This is a genomic window from Proteus vulgaris (assembly GCF_011045815.1).
Taxonomy (GTDB): Bacteria; Pseudomonadota; Gammaproteobacteria; order Enterobacterales; family Enterobacteriaceae; genus Proteus; species Proteus vulgaris_B.
Window position 1 is genome coordinate 121,574 of sequence record NZ_CP047345.1, and the last position, 22,970, is coordinate 144,543.

The following is a 22,970-nucleotide window of genomic DNA, read 5'->3' on the forward strand; positions in this document are numbered from 1 at the left end:
GTCACTTCAACTAAACCGACCCGGAGGGGATAGCCATTCCCTCCAGGGGTGGACTATCTCCTTCCCTACCAGGAGAAAAGATATGTCCAAAAAACGCACCATTTACAGCGCTCTACCAATCGTGGCCGCAGCCTATGGTGAAAAACTCGGTGTCAAAGTCGCCATCGGTAACGATGACGCATACACCGATGGTAAGACCATCGTGGTTCCGAATATCCCCGACGACTATCCTCACATGGATGCTGTCTGGGGGTATTTGGCCCATGAAGCAGCCCATGTCCGGTTTACGGACTTTGGTGTTGAGCGCCGCAGAGGTCTTCATGCTGAGTTGTCCAACGTTTTGGAGGACTGCCGCATAGAACGGGCCATGATGGAACTCTTCCCCGGTACGTCGCAGACCCTGAATGAGGTTGCTCGCTATATGGCTCAAGCTGGTCATTACGAGCACGTCACAGACAAAGAGGCCCCTGCCTCCATTCTGACAGGGTTTTGTTTGTACTGGTTGCAAACCAAGGCTGTAGGGCAATCCGTCCTTCAACCCTATCTCGATTCGGCTACCCCCGTATTCGAGCGCGTGTTCCCTCAGGGTGTTGTTGTTCGGCTGAACGCTTTACTGCGTAAGGCTGTGAACACTAAGTCAACCGCAGAGGTGACATCCTTGGCCGACCAAATCATCAAGATGATCGAGGAGGAAAAGGAGAAAGAAGAGCAAAAGCCCCTGAATGGTCAGGATGGTAACAACCAGCAGAATGCTGGTGGCAACCAACCTCAGAACAGTCAGGGCGGAAGTGGTAACGATCAAAACCAAGGGCCTGATGCCAATGGTGGTGATCAGCAAGGTAAAGACCAGAAGCAAGACGATGCTAACGGGAAATCTGATCCGAAAGGACAGGGCGACCAAGGCAAGTCGGATACTGATGGTGGCAGCAAGGCAGGACAAAGCCAGGCTGGTGGCAATTCTGACGCGGCGAAACAAGACGCGGCCAAAATGCTCCAGCAGGTTCTGAATGCCGGTGCCGGTGATTTGCGTGGTGACGCGCATGATGCACTTAAAGCCGAGCTCAACCGGGTGGCTCAAGATAAGGGGGACAGTAGCTATATGACTGTTCGCTCTGCTGTGAACACCCAGGACAACCCTGCTGTTGGCAAAAGCCTGGTAGGGGATGTGAAGAGCACCACTTCAAAGATAAGAACGCAGCTCTACGGATTGGTCCAGGCCAGCCAGCGAGTTGCTCACCGTAACCAACGATCAGGGAAGCGTGTGGATGCTCGGAAACTACATCGTGTAGTGACGGGTGATACCCGCGTATTCCTCAAGCCGGAAGCCAAGAAACGCCCTAATACGGCGGTTCACATCCTGGTTGATATGAGCTCCTCGATGGCCTACAAGGCCGCCAATGGAAAGGAGCGTCAAGACATTGCGCGGGAAGCGTCCTTGGCTATTTCGATGGCTCTGGAAGCAATACCCGGCGTAAACCCGGCAGTCACCTTTTTTGGTGGCAACCGGAACCAGCCAGTGTTCAGTGTCGTGAAGCATGGAGATACGGTTCAGAATCGGGCCGGTCGGTTTGGGTTCAAAGCAACTGGCGGTACGCCTATGGCGGAAGCTATGTGGTATGCAGCTTTTGAACTCACCAAGACCCGTGAAGAGCGAAAAATGTTGATCGTAGTGACTGACGGGCAGCCTCAAAGCGCCCCGGCATGTCGCTCAGTGATTGACCTCTGTGAACGAAGCGATGTTGAGGTGATCGGCATAGGGGTAGAGACTACCGCAGTGTCAGGACTGTTCCAAAAGAACATTGTCATTGATGATGCGGCAGCTCTGCAACGCACACTGTTTAAGTTGATGGAGCGGTCATTGACTGCTTTTGCAGCTTAACAGGAAGTGAAACGACAAACGGCTATCCCTTCGGGGGTGGCCGTTTTTATTTGGAGAGTCTATGAACCAATTCCATTCATCTTTGGATTTGTATCATCGGAACAAAGGTAGAAGGGCTACAGTGCCGGAGACGCCTTTTTTACTGCTTGCTAAGCGCATTCCTCCGATGTACTGGAGACTGTTCCAGGGTGTTACTTTGGATAGTCGTATGGGATACACAGGCAGGCGGCAGTTCCACAGTCTTGGGCAAGCAATCGACTGGGCAAAGTCATCAGTTGGCGATTCCTGGTCAAATAAGCGCTTTCACAAGCCGGTAGGCCTCGATGTATTGCTGGCCTGTACTGCGAGTAAGGTGCCTGAACATCTGGTCGAAGAACTGAAAAGACGGGGCAGTTGATGCGTCTTTGAGCTTTGCACCCGAAAAGGGCAGTTTGAGCGTTCCTGTTCACACAGCTCTCGTGGAACAATCAAAGTGAGGAGGGAATACCCTCCCACTTTCTCAGAGGCCTTCATTGAGGGTTGCTGAGAAAGTGAATTTTGTCCTCTCTGAGGGCGAAACGTGCGATAGCTGGTCGCCAAAAACAAACAGCATTCAACCTCAGCCTAAGGGCGCACTGCGCCTGACAGGCTCTGTGTGCCCAAGTTACTTTAAGGAGCACACATGTCTCATCTGAACAATCTCAAATCCGTAATGATCTCTCTCGCCGCCGAACATAAGCTGCCTGAAATCTACCAGGATGACATCACTACCGATGTGGAGTCTCTGGATCGATTCGATGGTTTACGTCTGGTCTGGCTGTTGCGGTCTTGCGGCAGCGTATTGGTGCCAGCGGAAGTTGGCGTTAATCCGATCTATATCACCCATTGGTTGTGGTCTAACCACGGTCAACAGGTGGTTCCATTCTCTGTGGATACCCGCACGGGGTTGATTGAAAAAATCGACTTCGAGCAAGCTGAAAAGCTGATCATGCAGATGCCTTGCAACCTCTCTTCATTGCAGAACAAGGAATACTTGGTTGACCAGGTAAACCGAGTGTTGCAACGAGGTTGTGAAATGCGTATCTGGGGTATCTTCGAGTCTCCAAGCTCGGTGGAATCCGTTGGTGGTTGGAAAGAGTGGCAGAGCTATTTCAGCTCTACTGGGAATCGACTGATGGCCGATTTCGTTGGTAAAGCCATTCGATTCACCAACCCTCGATAAATCGCCGTTCAACCATTAACCCTAATTAACCCTATGGGGCTCCGATAGCCCTGAGGGGACGGGGCTCCGCAATCGCAATAAGGAGTCCCTATGAAAAACCTATCAGCTTTGGAAGCAGTTCTTGACTACGACAAACCTTCTCGACGTTTTCTTGATGAGCTCAACGAAAACCAGATGAAGGATTTGTCCGGGGAAATCTTCGCCAAGCTCTACTGGAGCAAGCGTAATCCCCAGTGGTACGAGAAAGACACCAATCGGCTGTTTGCACGACTTCGTTGGGTTCAGCGCATCATCAAGAAGCGCTTGAAAACCGGCAAGGTTAAACCTGAACTGACAGAAAATGGTTCAGTGATGGAGCGCTTCAACTTCCCTTATGGTGACACTCTCGATTTCTTCCATCGGTACTTGCGACATCCCAAATGGGAGGTTGTGTATCAAGAATCGGGGTGCAGTGCCTTTTGGAAAAATGAAGCAACGCTTGAGCTATGCACCTACTGCGAAGGTGATGTGGTCATGATGAAGGCTCCTGATGAAGCAACCTTCTTTCGTGATTGCAATCGCCTTAGCTGGTGGTATGCAGATAACGCTTGATCTTAATCCCTAACCAGGGGCGAACCGGCCCCTGATGGGAGCATGGTGCGCCCCATCTATGATGGAGGACGCCATGTTCAAATCATCAGTATGCTCCTACGAAAACAGGGGGCCTTACGGAAACAACAAGTACCGAGGCAACTGCTCGGGCTTTATCGTTAAAGACTTCATTGAGTCTTACATGAGAAAGCCGAACGGGCTGGTGGCAGACCCAAGTGTTGGGGGTGGCTCTAGCATCGACGTTGCCAATGAACTTGGTGTCCGTTTCAAAGGGACAGACTTGCATCAGGGGTTCAACCTGTTGCGGGATGACTTCCTTTCGTTCCTCGGAGAGCCTGCACACCTGATCTGGTGGTACCCTCCTTACTGGGACATGATCCAGTATTCAGGTAAGCAGTGGGGCGAGCCCAACAAATGGGATATGAGCCGCATGAATTTGCCTGAGTTCGTTGAAGCCCTTGAGCTGGCCGTTATGAATATTCATGACGCCTGTGAGCGAGGAGGGCATTACGGAATCCTCATGGGAAACCTGAGGCGCGATGGGGATTATTTCAACCTGTCCAGCCTTGTGGAACGTATCGCACCTGGGAAGCTGGTGGATGAGATCATCAAAACACAGCACAACTGTGTGAGTGACCGAACTCAGTATTCCGGGAAGCTGGTGCGTATCGCCCATGAAAAGCTGTTGGTGTTTCGTCGTAACGACGTTGCCTCATCGCTCTGTCTTCTTGCTGCCGTACACCGTCGAGCAACCAATATGGTTTCGACTACGTGGAAAGCTGCAATACGCCGAACCCTACAGGGGAAAACGTTGAAGCTGGAGCAGATTTACAAAGAGATTGAACCCTACGCAAAGCATCGAGAGAACAACCACTGGCAAGCAAAGGTCAGGCAAGTTCTTCAAGATGCCAGGTTCTTTATTCGCATCGAGGTAGGTGTCTATGCACTTGCTGAGTAGCCCAACCGGGGCGTGACATCCCGGAGGGGATTGGTCGCGCTCATCAACAACAAAGGAGCGTGACCATGAACGTACAACTTCAAGCCAGCAACAATGTGCTGTTGGCGCAAATCGAAAGCAAAGGCCTCACTGTTGAAACGCATTGTCGCAGTGGCTTTTGTGGCATGTGCCGGGTTCGTCTACTCGAAGGTCAAGTGGCCTATGACGAGACGCCCATCGCATTTGTCAAAGAAGGGGAAGTGTTGGTTTGCTGCGCTAAAGCAAAAACCGATGTGACCTTGGAAATTTAACCCATCCGGAGGAGCCTTTCCTGCGGGTGGGGCTCCTCTATCCATTACGAGGAGAAACACTATGTCTATCAATACCAAAGTTGAACAAATCGCATACGGTCATGCTACCGCTCTAGTGCTCAGTGAACTGGGCCAACAAGAGAATTGGTGCAAGGCTTATGAGTATTTGTCTGAGTGTGTCGAACGGGGAGACGAGCCTGAGGATCTGGTCGTTTGGCAACCGTTTGAGCACTGGGAATGGAAAGACATTCTGGAGCAAATCGAGAGCGAAGCCGAGTCTCTGCTTTCGACTATTAAGTCCGTTTTAGGCTTGGCCCACAAAGGCATCATTCAGTCAGCAATTGACTGCTCTCTGGATTCGGACATGACCCAGCTTGACCTGATTGGAATGGTCGAGCTCGGAAGTGAAATCGAAGATGGGGAGTGTGCTGGAGGTGGCTATGCAGCTTAACCGATACACGGCCAGGGAGTCTGACAAAAGTCGGATACTTCGGACCATCGGCTGGTGCAAGCGCAATCACCTTACACTTGCCGGTCTTCCATACGAGGACAATCTTGCAGGAAGTGACGGGATCAGCATAGAGATCATCACTCCTCCTGGTATGTCGCGGGAAATGTTGGAGCAAGCCGTCAGAGAGGGGTATTCAGAGCGAGATGTCGTAAGGCATCGCATTCTGGAGTGCCCTGTCGGTTGGTTCATGGAAGCTGATGGCAAGGCATTTGATCATGAAGTGTTCCACGATTACGTGGTGGCTCATGGTTATGGCGAACCTTCCAGCGAAGCCTATGAGCTGGCGGAGCGGTGGTTCTGGCAGGGCAACGATTATGCGTTGATAGCTGCGGAAATAGTTGCTCGTGATCTTTGTGTTCGTGATGACGAAGATGAGGACTGATCCTATGGATGCTGTAGCGCATATAGCAGCAGATAACCTTGTACCGGCATGTGGAGGTGCAGAGAAGCCGTTTACCGTTAGTGGTAGACAGTGGCTTTACTGCTATCACCCAGCCAGTGGGAGGCACTGCTACTTAGACCTCGATAATGACCGTCCAGTCTGGCATCGAGGATTTCATCCTGCTTTTCATCCTGAGCTTGAGTTCGCTGATGAAGCTGAGTTGCTTCGACCAGTTGAGCGAAAGCCTGACCATGAAGAGCTGGAGGATTTTTACTTTTAACCCACGGGGCCGCTCTTCCTGATGGGAGACGGTCCTCCATTCTCAAAGGAGAAGACCATGAAAGATCACAGTCAAACGATTGTGTTCCCTGGGAACAATGTTGAATCACTTGCTGAGGCTAACGCCATGTTGAGCGCTGTGTCGGAAGATGCACGTAAAGCCAGCAATACGGAAGACAAACGTGACCTTGAATCGCTTCAAGGCTGGCTGGAAGAGAACATCAATTCTCAACTGGCAGGCGTGAAGTAACTATGACTGTAACCCCACTGGGGGCTTCATGCCCCTGTGGGGGCATGGTGCCCGTAAAAGGAGTCACCATGAATGCAGTGAAGATGATCCAGAAGGAAAACCAGCTTGAGCTGCCGCTTTTCTTCCTGGATGAAGAGCCGAAGACCGCAGAAGTCATTCCATTTGAGCCAAAGCCTGAATGGACTGATGATGAGGTAAGGCAGTTACGTGATGGGCTTTTATGGCATAGCCTTAGAGTCCTTGCTGATGGTCGAGCTGGAAGTGAAATCAAGCAGGAAACGATGGCTTGGGTGATGTCCGATGAGGTACATCCATTCTCATTTGTGGTCTGCTGCGATGAAGCAGGTTACGATCCATCTGGAGTAAGGGAAGGCGTGAAGTCTATCCTAAACCGCTTAGCGCGGGTTAAAGCGGGGGGTTAACCCCCTGCTTTCCCAGTGGCATCGACTTTCACATGTGAAAGTTTGTGCCCCTCGGAAAGCAAGATTTTGCTCTCTGTCGAGAGTGAATAGTGAGGTAGCTGGCCTCCCCAAACAAACAGCATTCTACATAACCCTTGGGGGATCACTGCCCCTCGGGCTGGTGGTTCCCTGACAAACATGGAGCCACAACTATGACTACTCTTGCCAGCTTTGCGAATCCGATTTCTGTTATTCAACGCTCACCAACCAGTGGGGTGTTTGGCACAAATCAGTTCGTAGGAGACAAAGAGGGATTTGTACAAAAGGTGCTCGGAAAGTGGTACTGCAATCCAGGGAATACCATTCCCGTTGAGAGCATGTCCCACCTTGAGCAGGCGGAGAAACTGTATGACTTCTATGTCAAGTATCTCCAAGTGAAAGAAAAGATCTCTGTGAACCTTGGCCGGGTGCTGCATAAGCTGTACAGCACTGGTTCTATCAAGGAAGCAGAGATCGTGCTTGAAGCAATAAAGGCTCAGGCTGGCGTAACAGCTTGAGCAATCTACTAACCCTAAACCGGGTGCATCCGCCCGGTTCGGGACGTGGTGCGCCCCCAAACTATTTGGAGTGCATCATGGAAAAACATAACCTCAAATCCGGATTCAGCATCTATTTCGCTGACGTCCATTTCGAGAAACAAGTCTACGCATTCGGCTCAGGACTTGGCTTCACCTCTGTGATTTACGCCTACTCGCTGGGCCGAGATCCGGAAGAAGCTGAGAAGCTGGCGCTTGAAAAGTACGACTCTGACGAAACGAAGGTGAAGAAGGTGCATGTCAATCTGGCTCGCAGCCAGGACATCAACCGCTACACCTTCCCTGAACAAATGGCTGGCTTTGCTAATGCCATTCAGTCTCACGGCATCGCTGTGAACTGAGAACCACTTTAAACCCATCGGGGCCATTACTTCCCGATTGGGACGGTAGTGGCCTCTCAACCGAAAGGAGAGAGCTCATGGCTACTATCGTAAACACCAAGTTAGGAGAACATCGAGGCAAGAAGCGCGTCTGGCTGGAAGGCCAAAAGCTACTGCGTGAAGGTTACTATCCTGGCATGAAGTATGATCTGGAGCTGAAAGATTCCCAGGTTGTGCTTCGCGTCAAAGAGGAGGGTAAGTTCACCATCAGTAAGCGCGAGCGCAATGGCCGGGTGTCTCCAATCATCGATCTGACCGTGCAGGAGCTTGCTACCGTTTTTGACGGTGTAGAGATGCTCCGCGTGTTCATCCGTAACGGCGCAATTGTGATCTCTGCTCACCATCAACAAGAGCGAGTGATCGAGCGCGTCAACCGGCTTATCAGTAAGCTGGAGAATGGAGAATCGCTTTCGGTATGCAGCCTCTTTCATGGGGGTGGTGTGCTTGATAAAGCGATTCACGCCGGTTTTCACAAGGCGGGAATTGCCAGTGCCATATCTGTGGCCGTGGAGATGGAAGGGAAATATCTCGATTCGTCTTTGGCAAATAACCCGGAGCTTTGGAACGAAGATTCTATTGTTATCGAATCGCCAATCCAGGCTGTGAATCTCAGCAAACGCCCACCACAGGTGGATGTTTTGATGGGGGGCATACCGTGTACCGGCGCGTCAAAGTCAGGTCGCAGTAAGAACAAGTTGGAGTTTGCCGAATCGCATGAGGCGGCAGGTGCCATGTTCTTCAACTTCCTGCAATTCGTAGAAGCGCTAAACCCAGCCGTTGTGCTGATTGAGAACGTGCCTGAGTACCAGAACACCGCTTCGATGGAAGTGATTCGTTCGGTGCTCTCTTCGTTGGGTTACTCCCTACAAGAGCGCATTCTCGACGGCAATGAGTTTGGGGTTATTGAGCGCCGCAAGCGTCTTTGTGTTGTTGCGCTTTCCCACGGGATCGACGGGTTTGAACTTGAGAAGGTTCAGCCTGTTCGCACCAAGGAAAGTCGCATACAGGACATCCTGGAGCCAGTTCCGCTCGATTCTGAACGTTGGAAGTCATTTGACTATCTGGCTGAGAAGGAGTTGAGAGACAAAGCTGCTGGCAAGGGGTTCTCTCGCCAGCTTCTGACTGGCGACGATGAGTTTTGCGGCACCATAGGTAAGGACTATGCAAAATGCAGAAGTACCGAACCTTTCATTGTTCATCCAGAACAGCCGGAGTTGTCTCGCATCTTTACACCGACAGAACATTGTCGAGTGAAAGGGATACCAGAGGAACTCATCCAAGGTCTGTCGGACACTATTGCCCACCAGATTCTCGGGCAATCGGTAGTCTTTCCCGCGTTCGAGGCTTTAGCCCTCGCATTAGGGAACAGCCTGTGGAGCTGGGTTGGAATGATGCCAATCATGGTCGAAGTCGTGGATGAATCACAGCCGGTGATCGGTGGTGAAGACTTCCATTGGGCAACGGCATTGGTTGACGCAAAGGGCACTCTCAAGCTGTCACCGGCAGCGAAAAAACAGGGGATGCCCTTCAACATTATGGATGGTCAATTGGCTGTCTATTCACCTAACGGAACTAAAAAGAGCTGCGGCCATGAGCCTTGCGAATATCTCCCGGTAATGATGTCCGGAGACGCAATCATGGTCACTTCATCTTTGGTTCATTAGTAACTCACCGGGGCAATGCCGAAAGGCCTTTGCTCCGGCCTATCCGAAAGGAGAGTAATCATGAAAATCGAAACTGTTGTGCCTTTACCTCCCGAGGATTCAGGCCTTCAACACTGCATTGCCAGGTTCCATAACCGCAACATGGATTCCAAGCGAAAAGACAAGACCCGTTTTTTCAGGAGGGAGCCGGTTATGATCGTAAACCCAGAGACCAAAGCAAAGGTTCTCCGGTATGCGATGGGCAACCCTGGGAATTTATCCATCACAAAGCTGGCGGTCGCGCTGGATTACGATGCGGTAGATGCTCTGGGTGTTCGTTTTAAAGACACTGTAAATCTTGAGGTTCGCAGAGCCAGGCGCTGGGAAGTCTGGCAGTGGTTCTGGAACCATCCGGATCAAAGTGTCCAACTGTCAATCAAATTGGGCGTGGTTGGCGCTGTGTTGGGAGTCATGGGCTTCCTGACTGGCGTAGCTCCGTACCTCTTGGGATAAACCAATAAAGCCGTTAACGGGCAATGTAAGTCCGGAGACGGCTTGCATTGCTCTCTCGAAAGTGGAGAGTCAAATGAACACATTAGAACAACTTGTAAATCAGAGAGTGCTTGAGGAAGGTCTGAAAAAGGCGAAGCCATTGGCCGCGCAAATGGGGCTTGAATCTGTACCTGATGAGATGCTTGAAATGATCTGCCCAAACTTGAACTACTCTGGGCAGTTTACGCCAGCTCTGTACGCGAGATTTCAAAGCGTAAAGCGATTACTGAAAGAGTTGTCGGAACAAACCTCACCTAAGCACGGGCATATTGTGAAGTTTACCAACCAATATGGGAGCTACGATGAGTCAGCTTTGCTGTTCAAAGAAGGCGACGTCAGAAACCAGAACTTGGTTGCTTGTGTGGGCGGGAAGACGCTAAATCTCGGAGAGCTAGAGCTTCGAGATTATGGGCTCAATATGCACATCGGTTGCGGTGGACCATTTGAGCCGATCTCAGAAGCGCAGATTCAGTCCTTGTCTGAGTTTGACTTCTATGAGACGACCTACAGATTCTGGGGCCAGAATCCATGTGGAAACGGGATGATAGACATCACCGTCCCTATGAAACGTTGGTTCTTGACTGTGTAGCTTCAACCTGAGTGCGCCGAGAAATCGGCGTACCGGCCCCTTAAAAAGGGTAATCAGCGCAGGGGGAAACCCCGCGCTTTCCCAAGCATCTCGGTTTCCCAGGGTGCTTCGGAAAGTGCCTTAGGCGCTCAAGTGCGGTAGCTGGCTGCCAAAAACAAACAGCAAATTATCAACCCTGACGGGAGCACCTCCTGTTAGGGGGGCTCCGTCATAAACTGAACGGAGATATAGCATGTCTAAAAACGTCAACGATGTTTTTTCAAACCGAACTTCTTTGGAATGTACTGTAAATGCAGCGCTGGATCGTCGTATCGGTCTGCGTGTCGGGTTCCCTCATTACAGAGAAGGAGCAAACGGTGTGGTTTGTGAGATCGAAGCAGAGTACCCATTGCTCAACACTCATTCGAGTGTTGCATGGCCCCTGCTCGATGAACTCAACAGTTACACCATCCAAAAAAACCAATCGCTCATTGATCACATTGATAATGCGGTCGCTGAACTGTTGAAACACAAGGCTCGTCTACAGCTTGATATTCAAAAGCTGCAAGACGGTGACATTGATCTGGTGAAACAGGCCAAGCAGCAATACGAAGACAACCAGATGTCGAGTAGCAGCTAGTTCTGAATCGCCACGGATAATCTAGACACTTCCGAGCCGTTGATAATACTGGTTTTCATATTCTGTCGGTGACATCTGATCGCTAGAACCATGCCGACGCTTACTGTTATAAAACATTTCGATGTAATCAAAAATATCGCTGCGGGCTTCTTCCCGCGTTCCGTAGAGCTTTTTCTTTATCCGTTCGCGTTTCAACAACTGGAAAAAGCTTTCTGCAACCGCATTATCATGGCAGTTACCGCGACGGCTCATGCTGCCCTCCAGGCCGTGTGATTTCAGGAACGACTGCCACTCATGGCTTGTGTATTGACTGCCCTGATCCGAATGAACCAGCACCTGTTTTTGGGGATTACGCCGCCATACAGCCATCAGCAGTGCGTTCAGGACAATGTCCTTTGTCATCCGGGATTGCATGGACCAGCCGATAATTTTGCGTGAGAACAGATCAACAACCACGGCAAGATACAGCCAGCCTTCGTGGGTCCTGATGTAGGTTATGTCCGTTACCCAACGCTCATCCGGAGCATCCGGATTGAACTGTCGCTGGAGCCTGTTGGGCGACACGATACTGGCTTCGCCTTTACGTGCTCGCGGGCTCCGGTATCCAACCTGAGCCTTTATCCCGACACGTTTCATCAGTCGCCAGACTCTGTTCACTCCGCACTGTTGCCCGCTGTCCCGCAGATCCAGATGGATTTTGCGATAACCATAGATGCATCCCGATTCCAGCCAGAACTGTTTAATCTGTCCTGTCAGTCTTAGGTCTGCCTGATGGCGTTGTGAATGCGGCTGCTGAAGCCAGGCGTAAAAACCACTGGGATGAACATCCAGCACCCGACAGAGCAGGCGAACAGGCCAGCAACAGGTGTTGTCACGGATAAAGGCGTACCTCAGTCGGACAGCTTTGCGAAGTACGCCGCGGCTTTTTTTAATATGTCCCGTTCGTCGGTAACCCGCTTCAGCTCTTTCTGGAGACGGCGGATCTCGGCCTGAGCATCTGACTGTTCTTTATTAGTGGAAGAATCCGGACCGTACTTCTTTATCCAGGCGTAAAGGCTGTGGGTGGTGATATCGAGACGTGTTGCAACGCTGGCAACAGAATAACCGCGATCAACAACCTGTTTGACTGCTTCAATTTTAAACTCTTCGGGATAACGCTTACCGCTCATGGGCACCTCTCTTTAAGCCATCTTAAATGACTCTGAGGTGTCTGTTAAACCCGTGGCGATTCATTCAGGTCTGATAGCCAGGATTCAATTTTAACCCTACCGGGGTGCTTTCCCGGAAGGGATGGGCACCCTGCTAATCCAGGAGGCCCTATGCAACAAACATTAAACTTTGATCTATCAGAACAACCCATCCCAGTGCTTTTGCGTGGGGATAAGTGGGATTCTGTTTGGTCAGAACTGACTGATAACGAGGATTTGAACTTCGTTGATGCCAGTAGAGGAACCAGTCTGTCATCGTTGATCACGTCATCGGTTGAGTCCATTCACACGGCCTTAATTGATGGGTGGACCATGATGATCGGCTATTCCAGTGGTAAAGATTCTGAAACGGTCTTGCACCTGTTCCTGATGGCCCTGATCCGGGCTGTAAGGAGTGGGGCGACCATCAGCCAGCACCACTTCATCTTGCACACTGACACACTGATCGAAAGCCCAGAGGTAAGGTGGCTGGCGGATCAGAAACTGGCCGAGCTGGAGCGTTTCATTGCGAAGGAAAACCTTCCTCTGACCATCGTTCTAGCAAAGCCTGGGATCTCGCAGAGTTGGACGGGCCGAATCCTTACTGGGAGGGGGTTGCCTACGTTTTCCAACTCCACGGCCCGCCAGTGTAGCCAGGATTTAAAAATCACCTCTGCCAAAAGAGCGAAGGCAGCTTATATGCGAGAGCTTCCCAAAGAGGTTCGACAGAAAGTCTGCCTTTTGCTGGGCAGTCGTGATGCTGAAAGCACTATTCGTGCGGCCAACATTGCAAAACAGCGAGGAAGCTCAGATCGCGTCATTAAGACGAAAGATGGGGGTGAGCTGTATGTGGTGAAAAACTGGTTGGCGAGTGATGTCTGGGAGTTCTTACTATCCGCTGGCATGGGCTCAGCATATCCTCTGCCAAGTTACTTGGAGAGCAATGTCACTACGGCAGAGCTTTACAAGGCGGCAACAGGGGAGTGCGTGTGGTCGGCAACAGAGAAGAAGGCCAGTGACGCCTGTGGCGCTCGCTTCGGTTGCTGGGCTTGCCAGGCTGTTGGGTTGGATAAGTCAATGGAGACGTTGCTTGCCACGGACCCTGAAAGGCATGGCTATATGTCGGGGCTGAACCGCATCCAGCGCTACTTGGCAAAACGCCGGTACGCATGGGAAGACCGCCATCCCGTAGGTCGAACGATTTACGAGGGCGGATACATCAAAATACAGCCGGACGTTTACAGTCCTGTTTTCCTAGAACGATTGCTTCATGTCTGTTGCAGCATGGACTACATGGAGCAAAAGAGAGCTGATGAGCTGGCATACAAGCTGGCTACTGGTCAAGCAGAGGATAACGACTGGAACCGTCGAATGGCAGAGCCACAATTCCGGATCATATCGGAAGAGGCTTTAGTCCATATCGACTTCATGTGGGCCTTCCATCATTTCAATGATAAGCCTTTCCATGCCCTGGAGATTTACCACAGGGTTTGGTCGATGGGTGATCTGGACTTGCTGGAAGACGAGCCGCAGTGTGAAACCGTTCCTCAGTCACCAATTCCGAAGCCATTGTGGTTGAAGGTTGGTCGCTGGGGCGATGGTTCGCTTTCTGATGGCTTGGCCGATCCGTTAGCGGAAATGGCTTACTTTGACGGCGGGGATGACCCGTTGGCAGCGCAAGTGATCAATACCGCAGACGGAAAGAGAAGGGTGGTTTGCTTCGCAGAAGATGATGAAGTGAAAGTCGATCCCGACTCCGCTGCGTTCATCATCTGGAACGAATACCCGCGACTAAGGGAGTCTGTACTAAAGGGACATTATACGCCCGGTAGTGCAGCGCAGTTCTACCTTCGGTTCGGAGCAATCCAGCTTGCGAAAGGAAAAGGCGCTTTGTATCACCGTATGATGCAAAGAGGTCAAACCTACCACCAGATGGGCCTTACAGGGCTACAGACGATGGAAGGAATCCAACAGCGCAAGGATGTCAAAGTGCTTAGCGATGCTAAGTACAAAGATCTGGTGAAGCGAAAAATCAAGGGAAGACTGGCAACGGTACGCTGGTGGGTCAACTTGCACTTAACGTTCAAGTACCATCTGCACCACCGTACTCCGACGGGGTTGTTCATCGAGAAGCAACTTGACCAGGAAGCAATGGAAGAACAGAAACGGCATCAGGAGCGATGGTTTAACTACGTGACTGACGCGATGCTTTGTTACTCCAGCGCATTCTGTATGAGCGTCATGGAAGGGCGAGAGGGGAGCGGAAACGCCAACATTCGTCGTTACATGGCCGCGACCAGAAGGAAGGCTTATACGGCCCTCTGCGAGCTCTTGGACAATACTGACGCCCAGTGGGTGAATGATGTGGTCCAGAGTGCCGTAGGGCAGTATGAGGCGATACAGGCAGCCCTAACCGAAGGTTCCGCGCTTGCTATCTATCTCGACTGGATCAACCTACTGTCAAAACGCCATCCAGCCTCTTTGGAGCGACATGTCAGAACGATGATCAAGGCGGTTCAACGCTTACATCGCCGCGACGACACAGAGTTGCAAAGAGGACAGCAAGGCTTGTCCTTGGCCGCATAAAAAGCCCTCCTTCGGGAGGGCTTTTTCTTTTGCACCCCAAAAGGGCAATTACAGCGTTTTACCCTTTTAGGTGGCTGTCATACTCTTTGTTCATTGTCAGCGCTTGCTGGCTATAACGGTAGCTGGCCCAAAACAGCAATAACCTAACCCCTCGGGAGGAAACCCCTCCTGGGTTCTCTCCCACAAACAAAGGAGAGAAGCATGAGCCTAGACAAGTTAAGTCGGCTGGTGGACCAACAACGAAAGACCCAGGATGAAATCGACAATGAAATCATTCTGGCCGTCAAAGAGGTGTTGGCTACAAACTCAGTCGGTTTAGCCCGTGAGCTTGTTGGGGGTGTCCCGCAAGATCATCCATTCCATCCGTTTTTACTCGCTATAGCTAAGCAGCTTGACCCGAGATAACTAAGTAACCCAACCGGGTACACCAAGGCCCGGTCGGCTTTGGTGTACCTCCAACCAATTTTGGAGGCACTATGTCTAATTCAAATTTCGGCTTTCTAGCTCTGGCCTTGCGCCAACGCCTGATCAAACGCTGGTCACTGATGCACTCTGTTCAACCGGAGTCTGTGTTGGAACACAGCGCTGTTGTTACCCTGCTTTCCTACCTGGCTGGCAATATTGCCATTCAGCAAGGGAAGTCGGTGGATCTGGCAGTCATGCTTGCTCATGCTTCGTTGCATGATGCAGCCGAGGTTCTCTGTTCGGATGTTGTAACACCGGTCAAGAAAGCAAACGCTGTTTTGCAGCGTGAGTTTGAACGACTGGAAAAGGCCGCAGAGGACAAACTCATCCAGACTCTTCCCGAAGAACTCCAGGATGCAGTCGCCATAGCCTTCGCTCCCGGTGGCTATGAACAATCACTGGTTAAGGCCTGTGATACCTACTCCGCTTACATCAAGTGCAAACTTGAGGTGGCCGCAGGTAATGGCCTTGAGTTCCAGGATGCTCTCAGCAAAATGGAACGTGTTGTTGCTCAGGTGAAATCGGACTTCCCGGAAATCGACGCTCTGGACAAATGGTTTGGTAACGGACTCGGCCATTCAGTAGATAAACTGCTGGCAGGGGGTAACGATGACTAATCCAATCCCTGGCGACATCAAGATTAAGGACTTTGGCCGCGACCGGAAATTCCGTTCGGTTGATGAGCTTCAAAGCACTTTGTCAGAACAGTACAAAGGTCAGCATGTCAGCATCGTTTACCCTGCAAAGCCCAGCGGTTTACTCCGCACGGTTTTTGTCAGTGTCGATGATGCTGGTGGCGTGAATCGAACCTATGGGGACCAGTCTCCTGTCGATTTTTCTGCCATCAAAGATGACCTGTATGTACCAAGTGACCTGTAGGAGAGCACTAGCTATGGTGGTGATCATCGTAAACACAGGACACTATGAGTTTATCGGCCTTGGTGAGACCCACGGACAAGCCACAGAAGGGCTTTTGAAACGCTGGGACGAACACTGCGAACGTAATCCGGATGCTGAGTCTGGTTACATGCAGGAGCTGATAGAAGAAGGAAGCGCACAAGTTGTCGAGATGGAGCCCGGCTCCGCCGTAATTTACGGACTTGACGGCTAAGCCTTCTCAACTAACCCACTCGGGCGCATCATCCCGAGAGGGTGTGGTGCGTCCTAACCAAAAGGAATGCACTATGTCTAACTTTGAACAAGCTCTGGAGCGTACTGACGGTAAAACACTGATTCTCAGCAATGGGAGTAAGTGGGCAGGCCAAGACCCGGACAGCATTCAGACTTTACTGGATGTCCTGGGTGACAACGTTCTTGACCCGATGTTTGAGCAGTATCACTGTTATCGCCCATACCCGTTTGAACCAATGGTGAGGACGGGGCGAAATGGCGAAATGTTCCAGCCTTGGCTTGGGGCAGCCTGCTTCTTTGGGAACTTCCTGACCGTCTCTCATGTTTTCAACATCATCACGAAAGATGACGGTGTTGTTGAGGCCTTAACAGAGGCGATCCGGAAGAATATGGCGACTGAACAGTACCAGCAGAATGCCTATGAGCGTTATGCCGGTTGGTTCTACGCTGAAACCAGCGAAGGGTTAAGGCTAGTCTCTCCAAGTGAGGCTGCCGACATCCGAGCTGGCGCAGTTTCAAAGCTGCGTTACCCAAGAAACTTCGAGGTTATGAAAACTGCGGTTCTCAAAGGTCCTCGATTTGATACTGAATTAAACCGCAAGGCTTCTTAACCCAAACATTAACCCCACGGGGGACATCGGTCCCTGAGGGGATGGTGTCTCCCTCTGAAATTAAGGAGATACCAATGATTAAACAGCATTTTCAAAACGAACTGGTTAAGTGTGGATACCCGGATGATCTGACGATTGAGTACAGTCTCGGATACTGCCAGGGGGATGGCGTAGCCTTCTACGGGGATTTGAGCGTTGATGACGTCAAAGCTCTCATGAATCGCCTATTCAGCACTGAGCCCGGCCAAGTGGATGCTGTCAGCCGCGTGAAGAACCTGATGGCACAGAAAGACATTGAGAATATGCTTTCTGTCCTCCGCGAATATGGTTCCTGTGACCTGTCCATTACTCGGAATAGTCACGGGCATCACTACAGCCATTGGAACTGCATGAACATCGACGACAACGTGGACTTCACAGGGATCTTCCCTGATGATGATTCCATGATTGGCACCGGCATTGAAGGGATTAACCAGGATATGGTCGAGCGCTGGCAAGACCTCTGGGAACGCTTTGTGCTGGAGCTGGCGGATGATGTAAAAAGTCTTTCCAAGAAGCTCGAAGCGGACGGGTACTCGCTGATCGAGGCCTCTCCATGCGAAGATGAAGTGGTTTGGGAACGGGCCACTGAAAACTACCTGGTGCGTGTTACTGAACTCCCTGAGCGGGATTTCGATATGGGCCACTGGGATGACGAAGTAAGAGACCAAACAATTTGTTCTATCCTGGAAGGGAAAGAGCGAGTGCTTGGCCTACGTGTTGAGGTACTCTCTCGTGAAAACGAGATTGTCCTGGGTGAAGAGAGTCTGCACGGCTTGACCGTTGCCAGTGATGACAAGAGCTACGCTGGCTACAGACGAGAACTTCTCCGGGGCGCTATCCAGCAAACCAGGGACTTTTTCTCTCGCCACCTCAAAGCGGCATAACAAGGCAGGGGGAAACCCCTGCTTTACTTCCCAAGTCTTCTTACTCATGGTTAAGCCATCAGTAAGCAGATTTTGTCCTCCCTGAGGGCGAAAGCGTGCGATAGCTGGTCGCCAAAAACAAACAGCAAATTAACGTTAATTTATTAATCCCTGCGGGAGTCTATCTCCTGCTGGAGATACCTCCCGTTATTTCTGGAGGTATCCATGAACAAATTCCAAGACTTTAAGTTGGTTTATCGTCAAGGTGGTCGTCGCTTAGAGCGTGTCTTTAAGGACACTCTTTACGCGAATGTGAAGCGTGTCGCTGACTCGTTTCCTCCGACCGTTCTTTGGCGCATTCAGCCAGCGTAAAACTCGGAACCTTAAAGCTCGGCTTTGGCCGTGACCTTTCAATAACCCATGCGGGTACACTTCCCCGCACGGGGTAGGTGTACCCATTAACTTTGGAGTACACCTTATGAACCAAGTAGCTAAATTGGACCTCGCCCAAATCCGTCAACAAGCCATCAATGATGGTCTGCTGGTGGACCAATCTTCCATCGGTAAACAAGCTGGTTTCCTGACCAATGTGGCAGTGACCCCGGCAATTGTCGATGGAGTATTTGGTGCAGATGGTAAGCACTCGGTAGAAGACTTCCTTTTCATGTTTTTGCAGCTTTGTGTTGCTCAAACAAAGGTCGCTTTTACCGACAACAAGAATTGGGGAAAGATTCGTCTTTATTACCCCATGCCCACTGTAGATGGCTTTTTCAAACCCACTGAGGTTGTGATTAAGTCAGATCCTGTAACCGCAGATGTCACAATCATGATGGCCTCGGAAGATGGCACTCATTTGTGCTTGTGATATTCACAAAATTCGCCTCCGTTTCGGGGGCGACCTTTTTAAACCCCTCGCCGGGGAGTTCTCCCCGGCTGGGGAGCCTCCTTGGCACATTCTCCCGGTGTCGGGGTTTCCTTAAAACCCTGGCGACGGGGGTTTAAGGAAGCCTCGATGCTGGGGTTCACGCTAAGGAGAAAACCTATGTCTTACTACAAAGCTGACACCGTTCGTGAAGCTGCAAACGGAAACTGGCTATTCATCCTGGCGGCCCTAGCGCCCCATCTTGAACCAGCTCTCCGTAAACCTGGTCGTCATGTTTCTTGTCCTATCCACGGCGGGAAAGATGGCTTCCGACTGTTCAAGGATGCCCACCTGACTGGTGGCGGCGTATGCAATACATGCGGTGCCAATCATGATGGTTTTGAGCTGCTGATGTGGCTCAATAACTGGGACTTTAAACAGTGCCTGAGCGAGGTTGGTGATTATCTGGGCGTTGAGAAAGAGCAACCCCAGTATCAACAAGCCGCTGCACCGACACGAGCTCCTGTCCAGGCCAAAGCGCCTGTTCAGCAAGAGCCTATGAAGGTGAATAACAAGGTTCTCGATTCCAAGAATCGTAAAAAATCCATTGCCGGTACTCTGATTGCCCACGGTAAAGCTCCTTATGAGCATAACGAAGACAACGAGCTCAGCTACTTTGCCTTCATCCGTGACAAGAGCGGTTTGGAACGCACCATCTGGGGCGTGGATCTTGAAAGAGCCATTGGTGAAAGTGAAGCCAAGTATGGGGATGAGATCGTCATGACAAACCTCGGGCGCGAGCCTGTAACTGTCGTCGTTGAAGTTAAGGACGAGCAGGGGAATGTTGTGAGAGAACAACCTATGCAAACGCATCGCAACACCTGGCTGGTGGAACGTCGCGGCGCTACGGTAACGCAGTTCCGCGCTCGCTCGAACGGTGGTGTTGAGCCGGTGAGTCACCATGTTGAGTCGGCCCCTGTGGTCAACCGCACGGTAGAAGCTCCGGCACCGCAAGTACAACATGCGGCCACACAACCGGAAGAGCAAAGCAGCGAAAACAAGCCGAAAGTTGTTCCGATGTTTCGTGAACAACCTAAGCCTTGGCTGCTTGAGCTCCAAGAAGAAATGGAGAAGAGAATGGAGCGCGAACGCGCTTACAGTGCTCGTCTCCGTGAGAAAATCGAGAAGGTATGGAACGAGTGTTTGCCGTTCTCCAGTCATGTGACTGAGCCAATGCGTCTGTACTTCAAAAACCGCGAGCTTCTGTTCAAGGTTGATGAAGTAGAAAAAACAGACTGTCTGCGGTTCAATCCGGCTATGGCCTACTACGACGAAGATGGCAATGAAGTTGGGAAATTCCCGGCTATCGTCTGCGCTATCCGAGATGTGGAAGGCAACCTGGTAACGCTCCACCGCACCTATCTCACCCAAAACGGTAAAAAAGCCAAGGTCGGCAACGCCAAGAAGATGATGCCCATTCCTGACGGTTTGGATGTCAATGGCGCGGCCATCCGCCTCGGTGAACCGACTGAGGGTATCCTGGGTGTTGCAGAAGGGCTGGAAACAGCCCTGTCAGCTTATCGAGTCACTCAAATCCCGGTTTGGTCAACGGTCAATGCGACCCTGATGGAGTCCTTCGAGGTTCCAGAAGGTGTTCACACCGTACTGATCTGGGCTGACAAAGATAAGTCTGTGACTGGTGAGAAGTCAGCGAACGTGCTGAAAGCCAAGCTGGAGAAGCGCGGCATTCGTGTGTACGTCCTGCTGCCTAAACTCCCGATCCCGCCCAGAGCGAAAGGGATTGACTGGAACGATGTCCTGATGAGTCAGGGAAGCCTCGGTTTCCCGAATGCTCGCTACCTGCGCGATTTCATTGCGAGAAGGAGAGCTGAGTATGGCCGTCATTGATGTCTCGAAGGTTGATACAACGCCTGGTAACGACGCGGTGTGCCCCTTTTCTCCCCCTGAGGGGTGGGAGGGGGACTCTGCGGCCTACGTTGAGCTTATGCGGTCTCGGTATCGTCATCTGATGCACGGCCAGAGAATGATGGTGACAGCCTCCTTCGCAAGAAGGGAGCCTATCCAAGTTACTGGCCCGTTTGCTGATGAAGCGACGAAGATCATTAACTCAATGAAGATGAACAAGGCGAAGCCAACAGCTTTGTCTGCCTAAAACTTTAACCCTGAGGGGGTGTTCATGCCCTCTCGGGCATGATTCGCCTCCTCTTCAACTATGGAGGTAATCATGAAAAAGTTTTTGCGTATTAAGACGTGGTTTGTGCGTCTTTTCTCTCCTGACAAGAAGACTCTGGGAGCTATCGGTGAAGACCTGCGTAAGGTCGCCGTAACAGCCATCGGTGTCGGTATTGTAGGATTGGCTGTATCTGGGGACACTATAACCGTCAAAGAAGCCGGTTTGGTGTTGGTCATTGGGGTTATCCTGTGGATCTATGGTATAATCTTAACCAAGGTCAGCAATTCCTAAGGGGGTCAAATGGACGCTTTCACATTAGGCATGTTGGGGTTGCTCATTTTTTTCACTGTCGTCACTGGCGGCAGTCTGTATCTCTACCATGAGAAACAGAAGGAAAAAAAGCATCACAACGCCTAAAGAGTAACTGCGATAATGAACGTAAAGGCCAGCAATAGCTGGCCTTTTTTTATACTTGCAGTTTGAAGTGTTACATGTCACGATGAAGTTGGTGTGACATGTAACGGTAAAGGTGTTTTTTTGAAAGTATCCAATGAAGATGCTCAGGCTACGGCGATCTATCTCCTCAGAGCTGCTTCGCGCCCAGCTTTCTGGCGTGACGTCCCATTCGATAAGAAACTTGAAGCCGTGGACAGCCTGAACAGCATGGGGCGATCACCATCAGAACTCACTGAATGGATTAATAAATATCTGACAGCAGAGCAAATCAATAAACTCGGGACATCAATTAGGCAACGTCGCAGAAGGGGATATGGTGTTGGTAAAAGCATAACTATAAGCGATAAAGCCCACAGGATTTTGAAGCGGTTGGCAGAAGTCGATGGTTGCAATTTGTCAGAAGTGATAGAGAAACGCCTAGCCCGAGCTTATAAAAATACTTGGGACCACAAATAGAGTGGCACTAGGGGTTGCATTTTTAAAACCCGTGGTAGCATCTAAATGAACCCTAACGAATAGGGGTGCTGGCGGCGATGCCGACCATTATCCCGATAATGGAGAAATAGACCATGATGACACTGACTACTGTCTCGAAGAAAACTTCTAATAATTCAGCCCTTGTATTCTGGCGCGTTGGTACAAAACGGAAAGGCATCCTTGATGTTCGTATTGATTTTGACAACGAGGAGGCAGATCTTTTGGCTGAGCTCGTAGCCATTCGCTATCTGGCGCTGGACAAACAGGTTTTTTGCAGAGAGCCAGGTGCTGGTGCTGGTTACAAGCTGGTGGTATCCAAAGGTGCGATTAAAAAGCTGGCGCTGGGCAAATCCACCAAGGAGTTTGCATTCAAGTTTGCGGCTTGCCTCACTGGACGTTTAAAGGGCGCTACTATTGAAGTTTCGCAGAGCATGGAGTTTATGGATGAGCCGGGTGAGGGCAACGTTGAGCTCCTCGATGTGGACAAGCAAGCCTATACTCAAACCCATGACGAAATCTCTACACCGGCCATTGGTCCCGTCCTTGTTACTCAACATGCCATCGATCAGTATCAGGCCCGGATAACCTCTGGAGACCCTAAAAAACCGTGGGCCTCACTCGTTGGTCGCCTCCAGCATCCAGAGTTACAGGTTCAACCCTTTGACGAGAAAGTGGCTCGCCATAAAGCCAGAAAGTATGGCCGCGTAGATAACGTGGAAGTCTGGGGCCATAGAGATTCCAAGTTCAAGTACCTGATGGTGATCAACGACGACAACCAAAAACGTGTTCTTGTCACAGTGTTTGAGCGAAATGAGTAACCTGCTTCTCATTTGTTCTGAATACACAACCTCTCCAAATCACGTATTCATACCCTAAAAGGGCAAAAACGCAGTCGTTGATAACGACTCTCCCACCTGAAAATAGCTCCAGCATAAAAACTGGAGCTGTAAATGAGATCGAGACCTTCCCTTTTAC

General features: G+C 50.9%; 33 protein-coding genes. 32 read left to right on the plus strand and 1 reads right to left on the minus strand.

Annotated elements, in window-relative coordinates; genetic code table 11:
• Window positions 1-82 precede the first annotated feature (82 nt).
• From GTH24_RS20885 to GTH24_RS20965, 17 genes are all read left to right on the plus strand, one after another.
• Window positions 83-1,879 carry a VWA domain-containing protein gene (locus GTH24_RS20885; protein WP_000039318.1) on the plus strand — a complete coding sequence of 599 codons (1,797 nt, stop codon included), beginning with the start codon at window positions 83-85 and terminating at the stop codon, window positions 1,877-1,879.
• Window positions 1,880-1,940: 61 nt separating this feature from the next.
• Window positions 1,941-2,276, plus strand: coding sequence for a hypothetical protein (locus tag GTH24_RS20890; RefSeq protein WP_001071288.1), 336 nt, complete (start codon window positions 1,941-1,943; stop codon window positions 2,274-2,276).
• A 264-nt stretch (window positions 2,277-2,540) separates the two neighbouring features.
• A complete protein-coding gene (locus tag GTH24_RS20895) occupies window positions 2,541-3,080 on the plus strand; it encodes a hypothetical protein (protein ID WP_000018872.1) in 540 nt (179 codons plus the stop codon).
• A gap of 90 nt (window positions 3,081-3,170) precedes the next feature.
• On the plus strand, window positions 3,171-3,671 hold the full coding sequence (locus GTH24_RS20900; protein ID WP_000793769.1) for a hypothetical protein: 501 nt from the start codon (window positions 3,171-3,173) through the stop codon (window positions 3,669-3,671).
• Between the two features lie 73 nt (window positions 3,672-3,744).
• Window positions 3,745-4,629: a DNA adenine modification methylase gene (locus GTH24_RS20905; RefSeq protein ID WP_164526957.1), complete on the plus strand. Its 885-nt coding sequence runs from the start codon at window positions 3,745-3,747 to the stop codon at window positions 4,627-4,629.
• A gap of 65 nt (window positions 4,630-4,694) precedes the next feature.
• Window positions 4,695-4,919, plus strand: coding sequence for a class I ribonucleotide reductase maintenance protein YfaE (gene yfaE, locus GTH24_RS20910; protein WP_001102700.1), 225 nt, complete (start codon window positions 4,695-4,697; stop codon window positions 4,917-4,919).
• A 61-nt stretch (window positions 4,920-4,980) separates the two neighbouring features.
• Window positions 4,981-5,370: a hypothetical protein gene (locus GTH24_RS20915; protein WP_000026577.1), complete on the plus strand. Its 390-nt coding sequence runs from the start codon at window positions 4,981-4,983 to the stop codon at window positions 5,368-5,370.
• On the plus strand, window positions 5,360-5,812 hold the full coding sequence (locus tag GTH24_RS20920) for a hypothetical protein (RefSeq protein ID WP_001176699.1): 453 nt from the start codon (window positions 5,360-5,362) through the stop codon (window positions 5,810-5,812). The genes GTH24_RS20915 and GTH24_RS20920 overlap by 11 nt, the downstream gene beginning before the upstream one ends.
• Window positions 5,802-6,092 (plus strand): hypothetical protein, encoded by a 291-nt coding sequence (locus GTH24_RS20925; protein WP_223852292.1) that lies wholly within the window; start codon window positions 5,802-5,804, stop codon window positions 6,090-6,092. The genes GTH24_RS20920 and GTH24_RS20925 overlap by 11 nt, the downstream gene beginning before the upstream one ends.
• Before the next feature lie 57 nt (window positions 6,093-6,149).
• Window positions 6,150-6,341 carry a hypothetical protein gene (locus GTH24_RS20930; RefSeq protein ID WP_000651508.1) on the plus strand — a complete coding sequence of 64 codons (192 nt, stop codon included), beginning with the start codon at window positions 6,150-6,152 and terminating at the stop codon, window positions 6,339-6,341.
• Between the two features lie 68 nt (window positions 6,342-6,409).
• Window positions 6,410-6,763: a hypothetical protein gene (locus GTH24_RS20935; protein WP_000994741.1), complete on the plus strand. Its 354-nt coding sequence runs from the start codon at window positions 6,410-6,412 to the stop codon at window positions 6,761-6,763.
• Between the two features lie 191 nt (window positions 6,764-6,954).
• Complete coding sequence (locus GTH24_RS20940) at window positions 6,955-7,299, plus strand: hypothetical protein (protein WP_000209093.1); 345 nt, start codon at window positions 6,955-6,957, stop codon at window positions 7,297-7,299.
• Between the two features lie 77 nt (window positions 7,300-7,376).
• Complete coding sequence (locus tag GTH24_RS20945) at window positions 7,377-7,679, plus strand: hypothetical protein (protein ID WP_000410925.1); 303 nt, start codon at window positions 7,377-7,379, stop codon at window positions 7,677-7,679.
• 77 nt (window positions 7,680-7,756) lie between these two features.
• Window positions 7,757-9,382, plus strand: coding sequence for a DNA cytosine methyltransferase (locus tag GTH24_RS20950; RefSeq protein ID WP_000201432.1), 1,626 nt, complete (start codon window positions 7,757-7,759; stop codon window positions 9,380-9,382).
• A gap of 60 nt (window positions 9,383-9,442) precedes the next feature.
• Window positions 9,443-9,874 carry a hypothetical protein gene (locus GTH24_RS20955; RefSeq protein ID WP_000687894.1) on the plus strand — a complete coding sequence of 144 codons (432 nt, stop codon included), beginning with the start codon at window positions 9,443-9,445 and terminating at the stop codon, window positions 9,872-9,874.
• Between the two features lie 73 nt (window positions 9,875-9,947).
• The gene (locus GTH24_RS20960) at window positions 9,948-10,502 is read left to right on the plus strand and encodes a hypothetical protein (protein WP_001093868.1); all 555 of its coding nucleotides are present in this window, start codon (window positions 9,948-9,950) and stop codon (window positions 10,500-10,502) included.
• Window positions 10,503-10,734: 232 nt separating this feature from the next.
• Window positions 10,735-11,121: a hypothetical protein gene (locus tag GTH24_RS20965; protein WP_000042274.1), complete on the plus strand. Its 387-nt coding sequence runs from the start codon at window positions 10,735-10,737 to the stop codon at window positions 11,119-11,121.
• A 21-nt stretch (window positions 11,122-11,142) separates the two neighbouring features.
• Here the strand turns inward: GTH24_RS20965 and GTH24_RS20970 are convergent.
• Window positions 11,143-12,290 (minus strand): IS3 family transposase gene (locus tag GTH24_RS20970; protein ID WP_096043117.1). Its coding sequence is split into 2 segments (ribosomal slippage): window positions 11,143-12,053 and window positions 12,053-12,290, totalling 1,149 coding nucleotides; the frame shifts between segments, so codons are not numbered across the junction.
• Window positions 12,291-12,440: 150 nt separating this feature from the next.
• Here GTH24_RS20970 and GTH24_RS20975 point away from each other — a divergent pair.
• The 15 genes from GTH24_RS20975 (at window position 12,441) to GTH24_RS21045 (ending at window position 22,813) form a co-directional block, all read left to right on the plus strand.
• Window positions 12,441-14,894, plus strand: coding sequence for a phosphoadenosine phosphosulfate reductase (locus GTH24_RS20975; RefSeq protein ID WP_001187970.1), 2,454 nt, complete (start codon window positions 12,441-12,443; stop codon window positions 14,892-14,894).
• 201 nt (window positions 14,895-15,095) lie between these two features.
• Window positions 15,096-15,299, plus strand: a complete 204-nt coding sequence (locus GTH24_RS20980; protein ID WP_000050848.1) for a hypothetical protein — start codon at window positions 15,096-15,098, stop codon at window positions 15,297-15,299.
• Between the two features lie 71 nt (window positions 15,300-15,370).
• A complete protein-coding gene (yfbR, locus tag GTH24_RS20985) occupies window positions 15,371-15,976 on the plus strand; it encodes a 5'-deoxynucleotidase (RefSeq protein WP_000071870.1) in 606 nt (201 codons plus the stop codon).
• On the plus strand, window positions 15,969-16,238 hold the full coding sequence (locus GTH24_RS20990) for a hypothetical protein (protein ID WP_000184110.1): 270 nt from the start codon (window positions 15,969-15,971) through the stop codon (window positions 16,236-16,238). The genes yfbR and GTH24_RS20990 overlap by 8 nt, the downstream gene beginning before the upstream one ends.
• A gap of 13 nt (window positions 16,239-16,251) precedes the next feature.
• Complete coding sequence (locus GTH24_RS20995; RefSeq protein WP_000260293.1) at window positions 16,252-16,470, plus strand: hypothetical protein; 219 nt, start codon at window positions 16,252-16,254, stop codon at window positions 16,468-16,470.
• Between the two features lie 73 nt (window positions 16,471-16,543).
• Window positions 16,544-17,101, plus strand: a complete 558-nt coding sequence (locus GTH24_RS21000; RefSeq protein WP_000064431.1) for a pyruvate dehydrogenase — start codon at window positions 16,544-16,546, stop codon at window positions 17,099-17,101.
• A gap of 74 nt (window positions 17,102-17,175) precedes the next feature.
• Complete coding sequence (locus tag GTH24_RS21005) at window positions 17,176-18,027, plus strand: hypothetical protein (protein ID WP_000595210.1); 852 nt, start codon at window positions 17,176-17,178, stop codon at window positions 18,025-18,027.
• Window positions 18,028-18,231: 204 nt separating this feature from the next.
• Window positions 18,232-18,378 carry a hypothetical protein gene (locus tag GTH24_RS21010; RefSeq protein ID WP_001032042.1) on the plus strand — a complete coding sequence of 49 codons (147 nt, stop codon included), beginning with the start codon at window positions 18,232-18,234 and terminating at the stop codon, window positions 18,376-18,378.
• 106 nt (window positions 18,379-18,484) lie between these two features.
• Window positions 18,485-18,871, plus strand: a complete 387-nt coding sequence (locus GTH24_RS21015) for a hypothetical protein (protein ID WP_001077335.1) — start codon at window positions 18,485-18,487, stop codon at window positions 18,869-18,871.
• Window positions 18,872-19,048: 177 nt separating this feature from the next.
• Entirely contained in the window at window positions 19,049-20,776 is a 1,728-nt protein-coding gene (locus GTH24_RS21020) for a DUF7146 domain-containing protein (protein WP_000122923.1), read from the plus strand.
• Entirely contained in the window at window positions 20,763-21,041 is a 279-nt protein-coding gene (locus tag GTH24_RS21025) for a hypothetical protein (protein ID WP_000268337.1), read from the plus strand. Before GTH24_RS21020 ends, GTH24_RS21025 begins: the two co-directional genes overlap by 14 nt.
• 72 nt (window positions 21,042-21,113) lie before the next feature.
• Window positions 21,114-21,353 (plus strand): permease, encoded by a 240-nt coding sequence (locus tag GTH24_RS21030; protein WP_000714162.1) that lies wholly within the window; start codon window positions 21,114-21,116, stop codon window positions 21,351-21,353.
• A 9-nt stretch (window positions 21,354-21,362) separates the two neighbouring features.
• Window positions 21,363-21,479: a hypothetical protein gene (locus tag GTH24_RS21035; RefSeq protein WP_000338626.1), complete on the plus strand. Its 117-nt coding sequence runs from the start codon at window positions 21,363-21,365 to the stop codon at window positions 21,477-21,479.
• A 120-nt stretch (window positions 21,480-21,599) separates the two neighbouring features.
• A complete protein-coding gene (locus GTH24_RS21040) occupies window positions 21,600-21,974 on the plus strand; it encodes a hypothetical protein (protein ID WP_000868821.1) in 375 nt (124 codons plus the stop codon).
• Between the two features lie 113 nt (window positions 21,975-22,087).
• Window positions 22,088-22,813 (plus strand): hypothetical protein, encoded by a 726-nt coding sequence (locus GTH24_RS21045; protein ID WP_000988732.1) that lies wholly within the window; start codon window positions 22,088-22,090, stop codon window positions 22,811-22,813.
• Window positions 22,814-22,970 lie beyond the last annotated feature (157 nt).

What these genes read in the sequence shown, in the direction of transcription:
- GTH24_RS20885 (WP_000039318.1), top strand. Translation starts at nt 83, where the DNA reads ATGTCCAAAAAACGCACCATTTACAGCGCTCTACCAATCGTGGCCGCA.
- GTH24_RS20890 (WP_001071288.1), top strand. Translation starts at nt 1,941, where the DNA reads ATGAACCAATTCCATTCATCTTTGGATTTGTATCATCGGAACAAAGGT.
- GTH24_RS20895 (WP_000018872.1), top strand. Translation starts at nt 2,541, where the DNA reads ATGTCTCATCTGAACAATCTCAAATCCGTAATGATCTCTCTCGCCGCC.
- GTH24_RS20900 (WP_000793769.1), top strand. Translation starts at nt 3,171, where the DNA reads ATGAAAAACCTATCAGCTTTGGAAGCAGTTCTTGACTACGACAAACCT.
- GTH24_RS20905 (WP_164526957.1), top strand. Translation starts at nt 3,745, where the DNA reads ATGTTCAAATCATCAGTATGCTCCTACGAAAACAGGGGGCCTTACGGA.
- yfaE (WP_001102700.1), top strand. Translation starts at nt 4,695, where the DNA reads ATGAACGTACAACTTCAAGCCAGCAACAATGTGCTGTTGGCGCAAATC.
- GTH24_RS20915 (WP_000026577.1), top strand. Translation starts at nt 4,981, where the DNA reads ATGTCTATCAATACCAAAGTTGAACAAATCGCATACGGTCATGCTACC.
- GTH24_RS20920 (WP_001176699.1), top strand. Translation starts at nt 5,360, where the DNA reads ATGCAGCTTAACCGATACACGGCCAGGGAGTCTGACAAAAGTCGGATA.
- GTH24_RS20925 (WP_223852292.1), top strand. Translation starts at nt 5,802, where the DNA reads ATGAGGACTGATCCTATGGATGCTGTAGCGCATATAGCAGCAGATAAC.
- GTH24_RS20930 (WP_000651508.1), top strand. Translation starts at nt 6,150, where the DNA reads ATGAAAGATCACAGTCAAACGATTGTGTTCCCTGGGAACAATGTTGAA.
- GTH24_RS20935 (WP_000994741.1), top strand. Translation starts at nt 6,410, where the DNA reads ATGAATGCAGTGAAGATGATCCAGAAGGAAAACCAGCTTGAGCTGCCG.
- GTH24_RS20940 (WP_000209093.1), top strand. Translation starts at nt 6,955, where the DNA reads ATGACTACTCTTGCCAGCTTTGCGAATCCGATTTCTGTTATTCAACGC.
- GTH24_RS20945 (WP_000410925.1), top strand. Translation starts at nt 7,377, where the DNA reads ATGGAAAAACATAACCTCAAATCCGGATTCAGCATCTATTTCGCTGAC.
- GTH24_RS20950 (WP_000201432.1), top strand. Translation starts at nt 7,757, where the DNA reads ATGGCTACTATCGTAAACACCAAGTTAGGAGAACATCGAGGCAAGAAG.
- GTH24_RS20955 (WP_000687894.1), top strand. Translation starts at nt 9,443, where the DNA reads ATGAAAATCGAAACTGTTGTGCCTTTACCTCCCGAGGATTCAGGCCTT.
- GTH24_RS20960 (WP_001093868.1), top strand. Translation starts at nt 9,948, where the DNA reads ATGAACACATTAGAACAACTTGTAAATCAGAGAGTGCTTGAGGAAGGT.
- GTH24_RS20965 (WP_000042274.1), top strand. Translation starts at nt 10,735, where the DNA reads ATGTCTAAAAACGTCAACGATGTTTTTTCAAACCGAACTTCTTTGGAA.
- GTH24_RS20975 (WP_001187970.1), top strand. Translation starts at nt 12,441, where the DNA reads ATGCAACAAACATTAAACTTTGATCTATCAGAACAACCCATCCCAGTG.
- GTH24_RS20980 (WP_000050848.1), top strand. Translation starts at nt 15,096, where the DNA reads ATGAGCCTAGACAAGTTAAGTCGGCTGGTGGACCAACAACGAAAGACC.
- yfbR (WP_000071870.1), top strand. Translation starts at nt 15,371, where the DNA reads ATGTCTAATTCAAATTTCGGCTTTCTAGCTCTGGCCTTGCGCCAACGC.
- GTH24_RS20990 (WP_000184110.1), top strand. Translation starts at nt 15,969, where the DNA reads ATGACTAATCCAATCCCTGGCGACATCAAGATTAAGGACTTTGGCCGC.
- GTH24_RS20995 (WP_000260293.1), top strand. Translation starts at nt 16,252, where the DNA reads ATGGTGGTGATCATCGTAAACACAGGACACTATGAGTTTATCGGCCTT.
- GTH24_RS21000 (WP_000064431.1), top strand. Translation starts at nt 16,544, where the DNA reads ATGTCTAACTTTGAACAAGCTCTGGAGCGTACTGACGGTAAAACACTG.
- GTH24_RS21005 (WP_000595210.1), top strand. Translation starts at nt 17,176, where the DNA reads ATGATTAAACAGCATTTTCAAAACGAACTGGTTAAGTGTGGATACCCG.
- GTH24_RS21010 (WP_001032042.1), top strand. Translation starts at nt 18,232, where the DNA reads ATGAACAAATTCCAAGACTTTAAGTTGGTTTATCGTCAAGGTGGTCGT.
- GTH24_RS21015 (WP_001077335.1), top strand. Translation starts at nt 18,485, where the DNA reads ATGAACCAAGTAGCTAAATTGGACCTCGCCCAAATCCGTCAACAAGCC.
- GTH24_RS21020 (WP_000122923.1), top strand. Translation starts at nt 19,049, where the DNA reads ATGTCTTACTACAAAGCTGACACCGTTCGTGAAGCTGCAAACGGAAAC.
- GTH24_RS21025 (WP_000268337.1), top strand. Translation starts at nt 20,763, where the DNA reads ATGGCCGTCATTGATGTCTCGAAGGTTGATACAACGCCTGGTAACGAC.
- GTH24_RS21030 (WP_000714162.1), top strand. Translation starts at nt 21,114, where the DNA reads ATGAAAAAGTTTTTGCGTATTAAGACGTGGTTTGTGCGTCTTTTCTCT.
- GTH24_RS21035 (WP_000338626.1), top strand. Translation starts at nt 21,363, where the DNA reads ATGGACGCTTTCACATTAGGCATGTTGGGGTTGCTCATTTTTTTCACT.
- GTH24_RS21045 (WP_000988732.1), top strand. Translation starts at nt 22,088, where the DNA reads ATGATGACACTGACTACTGTCTCGAAGAAAACTTCTAATAATTCAGCC.